The sequence below is a fragment of the Algicola sagamiensis DSM 14643 genome (assembly GCF_000374485.1).
In the GTDB taxonomy this organism is placed as follows: domain Bacteria; phylum Pseudomonadota; class Gammaproteobacteria; order Enterobacterales; family Alteromonadaceae; genus Algicola; species Algicola sagamiensis.
The window spans coordinates 88,901-101,121 of record NZ_KB894497.1; the positions used below are offsets into that span (position 1 = coordinate 88,901).

General features: G+C 42.4%; 11 protein-coding genes and 6 tRNA genes. 15 read left to right on the top strand and 2 right to left on the bottom strand.

What is annotated here, in order from left to right:
* Positions 1–79 precede the first annotated feature (79 nt).
* The 4 genes from cysE (at position 80) to rimI (ending at position 1,911) form a co-directional block, all read left to right on the top strand.
* On the top strand, positions 80–889 hold the full coding sequence (cysE, locus tag C505_RS0111720) for a serine O-acetyltransferase (protein WP_018692805.1): 810 nt from the start codon (positions 80–82) through the stop codon (positions 887–889).
* Between the two features lie 104 nt (positions 890–993).
* Positions 994–1,070, top strand: a tRNA-Trp gene (locus C505_RS0111725).
* A gap of 110 nt (positions 1,071–1,180) precedes the next feature.
* The gene (locus C505_RS0111730; protein WP_018692806.1) at positions 1,181–1,447 is read left to right on the top strand and encodes a hypothetical protein; all 267 of its coding nucleotides are present in this window, start codon (positions 1,181–1,183) and stop codon (positions 1,445–1,447) included.
* Complete coding sequence (rimI, locus tag C505_RS0111735; protein ID WP_018692807.1) at positions 1,444–1,911, top strand: ribosomal protein S18-alanine N-acetyltransferase; 468 nt, start codon at positions 1,444–1,446, stop codon at positions 1,909–1,911. The genes C505_RS0111730 and rimI overlap by 4 nt, the downstream gene beginning before the upstream one ends.
* A 31-nt stretch (positions 1,912–1,942) precedes the next feature.
* On the opposite strand, the gene C505_RS0111740 is transcribed toward rimI, so the two are convergent.
* A complete protein-coding gene (locus C505_RS0111740; RefSeq protein ID WP_018692808.1) occupies positions 1,943–2,527 on the bottom strand; it encodes a Fe-Mn family superoxide dismutase in 585 nt (194 codons plus the stop codon).
* A 663-nt stretch (positions 2,528–3,190) separates the two neighbouring features.
* Between C505_RS0111740 and C505_RS0111745 the strand changes: the two genes are divergently transcribed.
* Positions 3,191–3,535, top strand: coding sequence for a Grx4 family monothiol glutaredoxin (locus tag C505_RS0111745; RefSeq protein ID WP_018692809.1), 345 nt, complete (start codon positions 3,191–3,193; stop codon positions 3,533–3,535).
* Positions 3,536–3,603: 68 nt separating this feature from the next.
* On the opposite strand, the gene folD is transcribed toward C505_RS0111745, so the two are convergent.
* Entirely contained in the window at positions 3,604–4,467 is an 864-nt protein-coding gene (gene folD / locus C505_RS0111750) for a bifunctional methylenetetrahydrofolate dehydrogenase/methenyltetrahydrofolate cyclohydrolase FolD (RefSeq protein WP_018692810.1), read from the bottom strand.
* A gap of 271 nt (positions 4,468–4,738) precedes the next feature.
* Between folD and C505_RS0111755 the strand changes: the two genes are divergently transcribed.
* The 10 genes from C505_RS0111755 (at position 4,739) to C505_RS0111800 (ending at position 11,938) form a co-directional block, all read left to right on the top strand.
* Positions 4,739–4,815 (top strand) — tRNA-Pro (locus C505_RS0111755).
* 33 nt (positions 4,816–4,848) lie between these two features.
* Positions 4,849–4,925, top strand: a tRNA-Arg gene (locus tag C505_RS0111760).
* Positions 4,926–4,943: 18 nt separating this feature from the next.
* Positions 4,944–5,019: transfer RNA gene (locus C505_RS0111765), tRNA-His, on the top strand.
* Positions 5,020–5,028: 9 nt separating this feature from the next.
* Positions 5,029–5,113: transfer RNA gene (locus C505_RS0111770), tRNA-Leu, on the top strand.
* An 8-nt stretch (positions 5,114–5,121) separates the two neighbouring features.
* Positions 5,122–5,198: transfer RNA gene (locus C505_RS0111775), tRNA-Pro, on the top strand.
* A gap of 243 nt (positions 5,199–5,441) precedes the next feature.
* Positions 5,442–6,749 carry a trigger factor gene (gene tig, locus C505_RS0111780; protein ID WP_018692811.1) on the top strand — a complete coding sequence of 436 codons (1,308 nt, stop codon included), beginning with the start codon at positions 5,442–5,444 and terminating at the stop codon, positions 6,747–6,749.
* A gap of 76 nt (positions 6,750–6,825) precedes the next feature.
* Positions 6,826–7,461: an ATP-dependent Clp endopeptidase proteolytic subunit ClpP gene (clpP, locus tag C505_RS0111785; protein WP_018692812.1), complete on the top strand. Its 636-nt coding sequence runs from the start codon at positions 6,826–6,828 to the stop codon at positions 7,459–7,461.
* A gap of 116 nt (positions 7,462–7,577) precedes the next feature.
* A complete protein-coding gene (gene clpX, locus C505_RS0111790) occupies positions 7,578–8,852 on the top strand; it encodes an ATP-dependent protease ATP-binding subunit ClpX (protein ID WP_018692813.1) in 1,275 nt (424 codons plus the stop codon).
* 209 nt (positions 8,853–9,061) lie between these two features.
* Positions 9,062–11,425 (top strand): endopeptidase La, encoded by a 2,364-nt coding sequence (lon, locus tag C505_RS0111795; RefSeq protein WP_018692814.1) that lies wholly within the window; start codon positions 9,062–9,064, stop codon positions 11,423–11,425.
* A 237-nt stretch (positions 11,426–11,662) separates the two neighbouring features.
* Complete coding sequence (locus C505_RS0111800) at positions 11,663–11,938, top strand: HU family DNA-binding protein (protein ID WP_026317916.1); 276 nt, start codon at positions 11,663–11,665, stop codon at positions 11,936–11,938.
* Positions 11,939–12,221 lie beyond the last annotated feature (283 nt).

Genomic DNA, 12,221 nt, shown 5'->3' on the forward strand with positions numbered 1-12,221 from the left:
ATATGATATGCCGAATCATTCTGATGTATAGTGTTTGGATCGGATAATATCGACCTCTATGTTATGAGGAAGGTCATTTATGGACTCGTACGAACAAACCCTTTGGGATCAACTTGTTGATGAGGCGTTACAACTCTCAACAGATGAGCCGATTTTATCCAGTTTTTTACACTCCACTGTTATCCGCCATCACCATATTGCCTCTGCACTCAGTTTTATTCTGGCAAATAAACTATCTGATACGGTTGTTTCAGCAATTTCTATTAAAGAAATTATGGATGAAGCTTTTGAAAGTGAGCCGCAACTTGCTCAGTTTGCAAGCTATGACCTTCGAGCCGTCGTACAACGCGATCCAGCAATTGAAATTGCAATCACAGTCCTTTTATACCTCAAAGGATTTCATGCGATCCAAACGCATCGTGTGGCGAATTGGTTATGGCGATATAATCGTAAAGCCCTTGCTCGCTTTTTACAAAGCCGTAACTCAGAGGTTTTTGGCGTTGATATACATCCGGCTTGTCGGATTGGAAAAGGCGTAATGTTTGATCATGCCACTGGTATTGTTGTCGGAGAAACATCCGTGATTGAGGATGAAGTCTCAATTTTACAAAATGTGACCTTGGGTGGGACAGGAAAAGAGTGTGGAGATCGTCATCCAAAAGTGCGTCGGGGTGTATTAATTGGTGCCGGAGCGAAAATTCTGGGAAATATCGAAATAGGAGAAGGGGTCAAGGTCGGTGCAAACTCGGTTGTATTAAATGATATTGCAGCCCATTTGACCGTGGTTGGTGTTCCCGCTCAAGTGATTGGTCGACCAGATACGCAGATGCCTGCTTTAACAATGGAACAGGATGTAACAGCGGATCAACCATTACCAGAGCAGAAGTGATCTCTTTTTATTCAATGCGATTAAATCATCAGCACTTAACAGCTTTTTTGTGAAAATAGGCTTTACGAATAGAACACCTTCTGTATAATGCCACCTCACACGCTAGGGGTGTAGTTCGAATTGGTAGAACGGCGGTCTCCAAAACCGACGGTTGGGGGTTCGAGTCCCTCCACCCCTGCCATTTTTCTTCAGTTTCCATTTCTTGATTTTAATCGTTAAACTTCCTACTAATCTATTTTGCTTTAATAGAGTAAACCTGAATTTGATTGATTCTAAAGTCTGGAATGATTCGTGACATACTTTTCGAAACTTGGTGTTGTCCACTATCAACAAATTGGACTGCAAGAAGAAGCTAAACTTCCTTCTCATCTCCAATGGATTAAAGATTTGGAGACCTGCTTAATCCATCAACGTCAAGCTGAAACAGTCCATTTTGAATTGATTGCCAATGAAATTCACTTTAAAGGGCGTGATTCAAAACTGACATGCTATTTACAGCAAGGGCAATTGAAATTAGAAGATAAGAAACGCCTATGGGGCTGGTTGAGTGCGCAATGAAGCCAGCTTCAACATTACAATATCTTGAGTTTGATACTTCTCACATTGCGCTATTGTATCCGATAGAGTGTGCTTGTCATCAACACCCATGGAGTGAAGCTGTTTTTCAAAGCTGTATTGGCAATCGGTATTTTAATCAAATGCTGTTATCTGGTGAGCAACCCATTGGTTTTTATATCGGTGAGTATATTGCAGGGGAAGCAACTTTATTGGATGTCTGTATTGCACCCGAATATCAGGGCAATGGATTTGGTCGTGTTCTTGTTGAGCACTTTGTAAAAACTTCTTTTGAAAAAGGGGCGGAGTCGCTCTGGCTTGAAGTGAGAGTTTCGAATCAAGCAGCACAGCAGCTTTATCATCAGGTTGGGTTTTATGAAGTGGGGCGTCGGCCTAATTATTATCCAGCAGGGATTGAACGAGAAGATGCGGTGATTATGAGTTTACAAAAAAGCCGATCGGTATAATCGGCTTATTGTTCTTAAAAAACCGTGGGAATTAAGCAGCGAAGTTATCGCTTGCGAATTTCCAGCTAATGAGTGCCCAGAAGCCTTCCATGTATTTTGGACGTAGGTTTCTGTAATCGATGTAGTAAGCATGTTCCCACAAATCAACAGTCATGAGTGGCGTAACACCATCTTCGGTCAGAGGTGTCGCTGCGTTACTTGTATTGACGATATCTAAAGAACCGTCAGCTGTCTTGACAAGCCATGTCCAGCTAGAACCAAAGTTATTGACTGCTTTATCATTGAAAGCTGCTTTGAATTCTTCGAAAGAATCCCACTTTGCATTGATTGCATCTGCAAGTGCGCCAGTTGGCTCACCGCCGCCATTTGGGCTTAAGCTGTTCCAATAAAAAGTATGGTTCCAGATTTGTGCTGCATTATTGAAAATGCCGCCAGAGGAAGCACAAACGATTTCTTCAAGCGTCTTACCTGCAAGCTCAGTACCTTCAATAAGGCCGTTGAGTTTGGTGACGTAAGTTGCGTGATGCTTGCCGTAATGAAATTCTAGAGTTTCTTGTGAGATATGCGGCTCAAGTGCGTTCATCTCATACGGTAGAGCAGGTAATTCAAATGCCATCACTGTTTCTCCACTTTTGATTATGCCAATTTTCTTATATTAAGAATTGACCCCTGGACTGATTAAGATCATGAAAAGGGATCTGCCATCACTATTAAATAAAGTATTATCTTTATTATTCTATCACTATCTATATTGCCCTTGGAATCCCTTTGTGTAAAAAAGTTGAGTTACATCCGAGAGATAGCTGGTGAAAATATCACCATTCATTGTGCAGCGCTATGAGATTTATTACTTATCAGAAAACGGTTGCATGTCTTTCACTGCCCAGACACGCGTACTGTGTACAATATAGTTGATTTTGTATTTTTTATAAGTGGCTTTGGATTCTGCGCAATTCATTATATTTTTAGAGGTGATTATACTAGGGTATGCAATCTTGTGATGAGGGAAAGCTTCACTTTTAGTGAATATTTGTTGTAAGAGTCAATAATGCTGCTTCAAAACTTTATGAAGTAACTTTCACAGCCTGCGGCTATGTATGAAGCGAGTTATTATTTTAAGAGAGATTACATGAGAGATTGAATAACACGCGACTGATTGTTATGAATCACTAGTGCTCTTATTCAGAATTTATCGTATCATGGTCACATATGTTGGCTCTTTGGGCTTTGAATGAAGAGATTTTGCGTATGTGGCGCATAGTGTGCATTAGAGGTAATGATGGAAACGATTGAGAAAATTAAACAGCAGATTTCAGAAAACCCGATCATTTTATACATGAAAGGTTCTCCTAAACTTCCGAGCTGCGGGTTTTCTTCCCAGGCAGCACAAGCGATGATGTCTTGTGGCGAACCATTTGCTTATGTCGATATTTTACAAAATCCAGATATCCGTGCTGAGTTACCTGCATATGCGAACTGGCCAACCTTCCCACAGCTTTGGGTTGAAGGCGAACTGGTAGGCGGGTGTGATATCTTGATGGAGATGTTTCAGCGCGGTGAATTACAAACGCTGATTAAAGAGACGGCAAGCAAGTATAAAGACGAAGAGGCAAATGCGGAGTAATTCGTTTTTGGACTAGCGTTTTTGCTGAATGTGCAGAAAAGGAAGACTCCCTTTCTGCACAGTAGATATTACTCTGCTACATCATGAAAGCGTTCGCATGCTTCAAGCGTATTTTCCAGTAGAGTTGCAACCGTCATTGGACCAACACCACCAGGAACAGGTGTGATATATGATGCTTTTTCACTGGCAACTTGGAACTCAACATCCCCAACCAGCTTTCCATTTTCTAACCGGTTGATCCCAACATCAATGATCATTGCACCAGGCTTTATCCAATCACCCGGAATAAAATTAGGCTTACCGACAGCAACAACCAGAAGGTCGGCACGGCGAACGTGTTTTTCCAAATCTTGAGTGAACTTATGACACACAGTGGTTGTACAACCGGCGAGCAATAGTTCTAGTGACATTGGTCGACCAACAATGTTCGACGCACCAACAACGACAGCATCTAACTTTTTATAAGGTGTGTTTACGCTGTCCAATAAAGTGATCACTCCTTTTGGAGTACAGGGGCGTAATGCGGGTATTCTTTGTGCAAGTCGACCGATATTATATGGGTGGAAGCCATCCACATCTTTAAAGGGTGTGATCCGTTCAATGATAATGGGTTCATTGATATGATCAGGTAAAGGAAGTTGAACAAGGATCCCATCGATTTCAGTATCAGCGTTCAGTGAGTCGATTAACTGAAGAAGCTCGTCCTGTGAAGTACGTTCTGGTAAATCGTAAGACTTCGATAAAAAGCCGACTTCATCACATGCTTTTCTTTTACTATTGACGTAAACACTGGAAGCTGGATCCTCTCCAACTAAGATTACTGCGAGGCCGGGGCGTCTTTGGCCGAGTTCTACACGTTCAGCAACACGTCTTTTGACTTCGGAGCGGACCGATTGAGCGACTGATTTTCCTTCAATGATTTTGGCAGGCATAGGGTATTTGAAAAATCCTGGTTAGCGATGTGCATATTTTACATGAATTCGCAGCAGCGAAAAGATTCAATGCATATTCGAGAAGATGAATCGTTAATTTATTGGCAGAATATAGAGAAAAAATCATGTTTTTAGGTCAGATTGTACGAATTAAATTCGTATCGGTCTAAAATCGTTCAAACAAACTTTTTCCTGCAAAAAAAGTTTGACGCGATACATGCAAGGCGTTAATATGCGCCCCGCACCGCAAGAGAGGTGTCGCAACATGTGACGGCGAGTAGCGCAGCTTGGTAGCGCACTTGGTTTGGGTCCAAGGGGTCGCTGGTTCGAATCCAGTCTCGCCGACCATCGCATGTAAACGAGTAGTCCTCGATGCACAGCGCGCCCGTAGCTCAGCTGGATAGAGCAACGGCCTTCTAAGCCGTGGGTCGTAGGTTCGAGTCCTACCGGGCGCGCCAGTTTTCTCTTATTTTGTGGTGGCTGTAGCTCAGTCGGTAGAGCCCTGGATTGTGATTCCAGTTGTCGCGGGTTCAAGTCCCGTCAGCCACCCCAATCCACTCAGCGGGAGTGGCGGAATTGGTAGACGCGCTGGATTTAGGTTCCAGTATCGCAAGATGTGAGAGTTCAAGTCTCTCCTCCCGCACCATATCTTTTCGGCGAGTAGCGCAGCTTGGTAGCGCACTTGGTTTGGGTCCAAGGGGTCGCTGGTTCGAATCCAGTCTCGCCGACCATTTCCCTATTTTTTATATATATCCCATTGATTCTAAAGTTTATTTATCCATTGCGCCTCGAATCGATTTTTTACTCGACTATCCGAAAGCTGATCGCTATAATTCCCGGTCTTATTGACTCATAAATAACGTCGAATTTTTTCCTGTTGTAATGAGACTAATACAATGAAGAGTCTGATACAGCAGGATGATAAGCACGCAGTGATACGTGCTGCGGCAAAAAAGATATATTGAGGTATGAAGATGACAGTTTCAGTAGAAACAACACAGGGCTTGGAACGCCGTCTAAGCATTACTGTTCCGGCCGAACAAGTTGATGAGCAGGTTAAAAAAGAGCTTAGAGAAATCGCAAAGAACCAAAGAATGGATGGCTTCCGTAAAGGGAAGGTACCTGCATCTATCATTCAAAAGCGCTTTGGTCTTTCCGTGAGACAAGATATTGCTTCACGTATCATGCAGCAAAAGTACATCGAAGCGATCATTGCAGAGAAATTAAACCCTGCTGGTGCACCTCAATTAGAAGTGAAATCAAATGAGGAAGGTCAGTCTCTTGAGTTCACGGCAACTTTTGAAATTTACCCATCTGTTGAAGTGACAGGTATAGAGAACATTGTTGTTGAGAAGCCTGCGGTTTCTGTAGAAGAAGCAGACTTGGATAAGATGATGGATACGCTTCGTAAGCAACACGCAACATTCGTAGAAGTTGACCGTGAAGCGAAAGAAGGCGACAAAGTGACGATCGATTTTGTTGGTAAAATTGATGGTGAAGAGTTTGAAGGTGGTAAAGCAGAAGGCTTTGCACTTGAGCTTGGTCAAGGTCGCATGATCCCAGGTTTTGAAGAAGGTGTTCTTGGCAAGAAAGCTGGTGACGATGGCGAAATCGAAGTGACTTTCCCTGAAGATTACCATGCAGAAAACTTAAAAGGTAAGCCAGCAACTTTCTCAATTAAAGTGAGTAAAGTTGAAGAGCAGCAACTTCCGGAAGTGACAGATGAATTTGCACAGAAGTTTGGTGTAGAAGCAGGTACGGTTACAGCACTTCGTGAAGAAGTGAGCAAAAACATGCAACGTGAGCTTGATCAAGCTTTGAAAGCGAAAGTCAAAGATCAAGTAATCAAAGGACTACTTGAGAATAACGAGCTTGAGCTTCCAAAAGCATTGATTGATAGCGAAGTTGACAATATGCGTCAGCAAGCGCTTCAGCGTATGGGTGCTAACTTTGATGCAGCAAATATGCCTGAGCTACCAGCGAGCATGTTCGAAGAACAAGCAAAAGAGCGTGTAAAAGTAGGTCTTCTTCTTGCTGAAGTGATCAGCGGCAATGAATTAAAAGTTGATGATGAAAAGGTTATCAGCCTAATTGAAACAATTGCTTCTGCATACGAAGATCCAAGCGAAGTCGTTGAGTACTACAAGCAAAATGATGAGCTTATGCAGCAGATGCGTAATGTTGCGCTAGAAGAGCAAGCGATTGACCTCATCATGGAAAAAGCAAAAGTAGAAGAAAAGACAGCTACTTTTGATGAAATTATGAATCCTCAAAATGGATAATAAAGATTGACTTAAGTGTCGATTTTTGGGTTAAATGGCTCGTGGCGACACGAGCCATTTTTTTTCAGGACTCACTATGCAAGCAAAGGCTGAACTCTCTATGAATGTTATGGATCCGCTCAATGCACTTGTTCCTATGGTTGTTGAACAAACGGCAAAAGGGGAAAGATCATACGATATTTACTCTCGTCTTCTCAAAGAACGCGTGATTTTCCTCACGGGTCAAGTTGAAGATCACATGGCAAACCTGATCGTAGCGCAGTTACTTTTCCTAGAATCAGAAAATCCTGAAAAGGATATCTATCTTTATATTAATTCACCAGGTGGTGTCGTCACGGCAGGTATGTCAATTTATGATACGATGCAGTTTATTAAACCTGATGTGAGTACTGTGTGTATTGGTCAGGCCGCGAGTATGGGTGCATTCTTATTGAGTGGTGGTGCAAAAGGGAAGCGGTATTGCTTGCCAAATTCTCGCGTGATGATCCATCAGCCACTGGGTGGTTTCCAAGGGCAGGCATCGGATATCGAGATCCATGCAAAAGAAATCATTAGTTTAAAAGACAAATTGAATCGGTTACTTGCAGATCATACAGGGCAACCGATTGATACTATTTCCAATGATACGGACCGTGACAATTTCATGAGTGCAAAGGAAGCAATGGAATATGGTATTGTCGATGAGGTGCTGGAACACCGTGATAGAAAATAAGGGTTATATTTGGAATATCCCCAAATAGAGACAAATAACTTTGAGAAGCTGTCAATTCAAGTTAATAATTGAGTAAAAGATGAACCGACAGTTTCGCAATAATTAGAGGTAATTTGATGTCCGAAGAACGCAATGGCAACGGTAACAATAAATTGCTTTATTGCTCATTTTGCGGAAAGAGCCAGCATGAAGTGAGGAAGTTGATTGCTGGGCCGTCCGTCTATATCTGCGATGAGTGTGTTGATCTCTGTAATGACATCATTCGTGAAGAGATCAAAGAGATAGCACCAAAGAGAGAAAGTGATAAGCTCCCAGTTCCACAAGAGATCAGAAATCATCTTGATGACTATGTCATTGGACAGGAACATGCAAAAAAGGTTCTTTCTGTTGCTGTCTATAACCACTATAAGCGTTTACGGAGTGGACAAGCGGATGGTGGGGTTGAGTTAGACAAGAGTAACATTCTTCTGATTGGCCCGACTGGAAGCGGTAAAACTTTACTTGCAGAGACGCTTGCGCGTTTACTTGATGTACCGTTTACAATGGCTGACGCGACAACATTAACGGAAGCTGGCTATGTCGGTGAAGATGTTGAGAATATCATTCAAAAGCTCCTGCAAAAATGCGACTACGATGTTGATAAAGCACAGCGTGGTATCGTCTACATAGATGAAATCGATAAAATCAGTCGTAAATCAGACAATCCTTCTATTACACGGGATGTTTCTGGTGAGGGTGTACAACAGGCACTTCTTAAATTGATTGAGGGAACGATTGCTTCAGTGCCTCCTCAAGGTGGTCGTAAGCATCCACAACAAGAATTTCTACAGGTTGATACTTCCAAGATTTTGTTCATTTGTGGTGGTGCTTTTGCTGGCCTCGATAAGATTATTGAACAACGAAGTGAAACTGGGACTGGTATTGGTTTTGGTGCGGACGTAAAAACCAAGGATGAGTCTGCATCTTTAACAGAAATGTTCAAAGATGTAGAGCCTGAGGATCTTGTGAAATATGGACTCATTCCTGAGTTTATTGGACGCCTTCCTGTTGTCACAACGCTTGGTGAACTTGATGAATCTGCGTTAGTTCAAATTTTGAAAGAGCCGAAGAATGCGCTGACGAAGCAGTATTCAGCTTTATTTGAAATGGAAGGTGCAGAGTTAGAGTTTCGTGATGATGCACTTGTGGCGATTGCTCAAAAGGCAATGGACAGAAATACTGGCGCTCGTGGACTTCGTTCTATCGTTGAGGCCGTCTTGTTGGATACGATGTATGAACTTCCGTCTATGGAAGATGTCAGCAAGGTTGTGATTGATGATACGGTCATCCGTGGCGAATCTATGCCAATTTTGATTTATGAGAATAACGAACCACAAGCCGCTGGCGAATAGTAACTGAATCATAAATAAAAGGGGTGCTTGCACTCCTTTTTGTTTCGGACCTGTAGATGAAGGGAAAACACGTCTGTACGAGGGTGATGCTGCATCAGTAGCATACGAGGCAAAATAGAAACAAGTCCGAATCGTTGAACTTTATTTTTTTATCCCCATATAATCTTCTTATCATAAATTTAATAAGACGATTCTGAAGAGAAATAGTCATGACCATCGAACGTACGGATCGTGTAGAAACACCAGTATTAGCATTAAGGGATGTGGTCGTCTATCCACATATGGTGATCCCATTGTTTGTGGGTCGCGAAAAGTCAATCAAGTGCCTTGAAGCGGCGATGGAAGCGGATAAACAAGTCTTTTTAGTTGCGCAGAAAGATGCTTCCATTGATGACCCGGAAGAAGAAGAAATTTACCAGATTGGTACAGTTGCAACGATATTGCAGCTTTTAAAGCTGCCTGATGGCACTGTAAAAGTGCTTGTTGAAGGGAATCAGCGAGCAACGGTTGAGCAATATACACAAGTAGACGAATACTTTATTGCTGAAGTCGCCTATATCTCTAGCGGACGCATTGATGAGCGTGAGGAAGAAATTCTTGTTCGCTCAGCTGTGAATCAGTTTGAAGGCTATGTGAAACTAAACAAGAAAATTCCACCAGAAGTACTGACTTCTGTCAGTGGAATTGACGATGCAGCGCGACTCGCTGATACCATGGCTGCACATATGTCACTCAAGCTGGAAGATAAACAACGCGTCCTTGAAATCTCTAATGTTGCCGAGCGTCTTGAATTCCTCATGGCATTGATGGAAGGCGAGATTGATTTACTTCAGGTTGAGAAGAAAATTCGCAGCCGAGTGAAGAAGCAAATGGAAAAGAGTCAGCGCGAATATTATCTAAACGAGCAAATGAAGGCGATCCAAAAAGAACTTGGAGAACTGGATGATACGCCGGATGAATTTGAAGCGCTAGCAAAGAAAATCGAAGATGCAGCCATGCCAAAGGAAGCACAGGAAAAGACAATGGCAGAGCTGAACAAGCTCAAGTTAATGTCTCCAATGTCCGCTGAGGCGACTGTTGTTCGCAGCTACATCGATTGGATGGTGAGTGTTCCGTGGAAAAAGCGCAGCAAAGTGAAAAAAGACTTGGCGAATGCCGAGAAAATCTTGGATACGGAACACTATGGCCTGGATAAGGTTAAGGAACGGATTCTGGAATATCTTGCGGTTCAGCAACGTGTCAACAAAATCAAAGGACCGATTCTTTGCTTGGTTGGCCCCCCTGGAGTTGGTAAAACATCACTTGGTCAGTCGATTGCAAAGGCCACTGGCCGTAAATATATACGCATGGCGTTAGGTGGTGTTCGTGATGAGGCCGAAGTTCGAGGTCACCGTCGAACCTACATCGGTTCTATGCCAGGTAAGATCATTCAAAAAATGTCGAAAGTGGCTGTGAAAAACCCGCTTTTCCTTTTGGATGAAATAGACAAAATGTCTTCTGATATGCGTGGTGATCCAGCTTCAGCACTATTGGAAGTCCTTGATCCAGAGCAAAATACGGCATTTAACGATCATTATCTTGAAGTTGACTATGACTTGTCAGATGTCATGTTTGTTGCGACATCAAACAGCTTCAATATCCCTGCGCCATTACTTGATCGGATGGAAGTGATCCGATTGGCTGGTTATACGGAAGATGAAAAGCTCAATATTTCTATGCGTCACTTGATCCCGAAACAAATCAAACGAAATGGTTTGAAAGAAAGTGAGCTGGATATTCATGAATCTGCAATTTATGACATCATCCGTTTATACACGCGAGAAGCAGGTGTTCGTGGCTTAGAAAGAGAAATTTCTAAACTGTGTCGTAAAGCTGTGAAATCGATTTTGCTGAAGAAAGAAAAAGCACCACTGAAAATCTCAAGTGAAAACCTTGCTGAGTATCTGGGTGTTCAACGTTATGACTATGGTAAGGCTGATGAGAATAATCGAATTGGTCTTGTGACAGGTCTTGCATGGACAGAGGTTGGTGGTGATCTCCTCACGATAGAGTCTGCTTCTGTATCTGGTAAAGGTAAGTTCAGTTACACCGGTTCTTTAGGTGACGTGATGCAGGAATCCATCCAAGCAGCGATGACTGTTGTCAGAAGTCGAGCGGATAAACTGCGCATTAATGACGATTTCTATGAAAAGCGTGATATTCATGTACATGTTCCCGAAGGCGCGACACCAAAAGATGGTCCGAGTGCTGGTATCGCAATGGTGACTTCATTAGTGTCTTCACTTACCGGAAATCCAGTACGTGCGGATGTTGCTATGACTGGCGAAATCACACTTCGAGGTGAAGTATTGGCGATTGGTGGTTTGAAAGAGAAATTGCTTGCTGCGCATCGAGGTGGCATTAAGACGGTCTTAATCCCGAAAGACAATGAACGAGACTTAAAAGAAATCCCTGAAAATGTGAAAGGAGATCTTGTGATCAAGCCAGTACAATGGATTGATGAAGTCCTTGAAGTTGCACTACAAGAGCCGCCATTTGGCCTGAAAGTAGTTGTAAATGACGAAAATCACTAGTTTTCACTAAAAAAATTACTTTTAGGTATTCCCATATTGAAAAACTGTGATAGCCTAAGAGCATGGGTGGAGGCCGCAAGGTATATGGCCTCCAGGGATTTTGAGATGTTCCATGTGCCCATTTGGTATTCTAGATTCGATATCGCATTGGCGATGATCCGTGCAGTCGTATCGTAACCAACTCTGTGTGCAGAAGAGCATTGAAAGTATAATAACAATTTGGAAGGGGATGATATTGTGAATAAGTCTCAACTTATCGATAAAATGGCTGAAGGTGCTGATATTTCTAAGGCAGCTGCTGGACGTGCACTAGATGCGTTTATTTCATCTGTATCTGACTCACTAAAAGATGGTGACTCAGTTGCGCTTGTAGGCTTCGGTACATTCTCTGTTCGTGCTCGCCCAGCACGTAACGGACGTAATCCACAAACAGGTGAAACGATTAAAATTGCTGCTGCAAATGTACCTTCTTTTAAAGCTGGTAAAGTTTTGAAAGACAGTGTCAATGCATAATTGAAGTTGTTTAATACTCAATTTCAAAAAAAGCCCTTGAAACCAAGGGTTTTTTTGTTTCTTTTGATGATAAAAAGTTTATCTCAATGCAATGGTAAGCATGACTAAAATCGGTATTCTATTCAAAGATAAGGTTTGGTGGCTTTCAGTCCATAATCGTTAAAAATCCTTGGAATACTCTTACCTAATAAATCCAATGTTTCTCAAGGCTTCATAATAAAACCTGCATCTGTTAAGATGCGTGCTTTACTAATGACCTATCGCTGATTGAAAAGAGTAATAC

Excerpts from the sequence above, each read along its gene's own strand:
- cysE (WP_018692805.1), top strand. The coding sequence starts at position 80 with ATGGACTCGTACGAACAAACCCTTTGGGATCAACTTGTTGATGAGGCG.
- rimI (WP_018692807.1), top strand. The coding sequence starts at position 1,444 with ATGAAGCCAGCTTCAACATTACAATATCTTGAGTTTGATACTTCTCAC.
- C505_RS0111740 (WP_018692808.1), bottom strand. The coding sequence starts at position 2,527 with ATGGCATTTGAATTACCTGCTCTACCGTATGAGATGAACGCACTTGAG.
- C505_RS0111745 (WP_018692809.1), top strand. The coding sequence starts at position 3,191 with ATGGAAACGATTGAGAAAATTAAACAGCAGATTTCAGAAAACCCGATC.
- folD (WP_018692810.1), bottom strand. The coding sequence starts at position 4,467 with ATGCCTGCCAAAATCATTGAAGGAAAATCAGTCGCTCAATCGGTCCGC.
- tig (WP_018692811.1), top strand. The coding sequence starts at position 5,442 with ATGACAGTTTCAGTAGAAACAACACAGGGCTTGGAACGCCGTCTAAGC.
- clpP (WP_018692812.1), top strand. The coding sequence starts at position 6,826 with ATGCAAGCAAAGGCTGAACTCTCTATGAATGTTATGGATCCGCTCAAT.
- clpX (WP_018692813.1), top strand. The coding sequence starts at position 7,578 with ATGTCCGAAGAACGCAATGGCAACGGTAACAATAAATTGCTTTATTGC.
- lon (WP_018692814.1), top strand. The coding sequence starts at position 9,062 with ATGACCATCGAACGTACGGATCGTGTAGAAACACCAGTATTAGCATTA.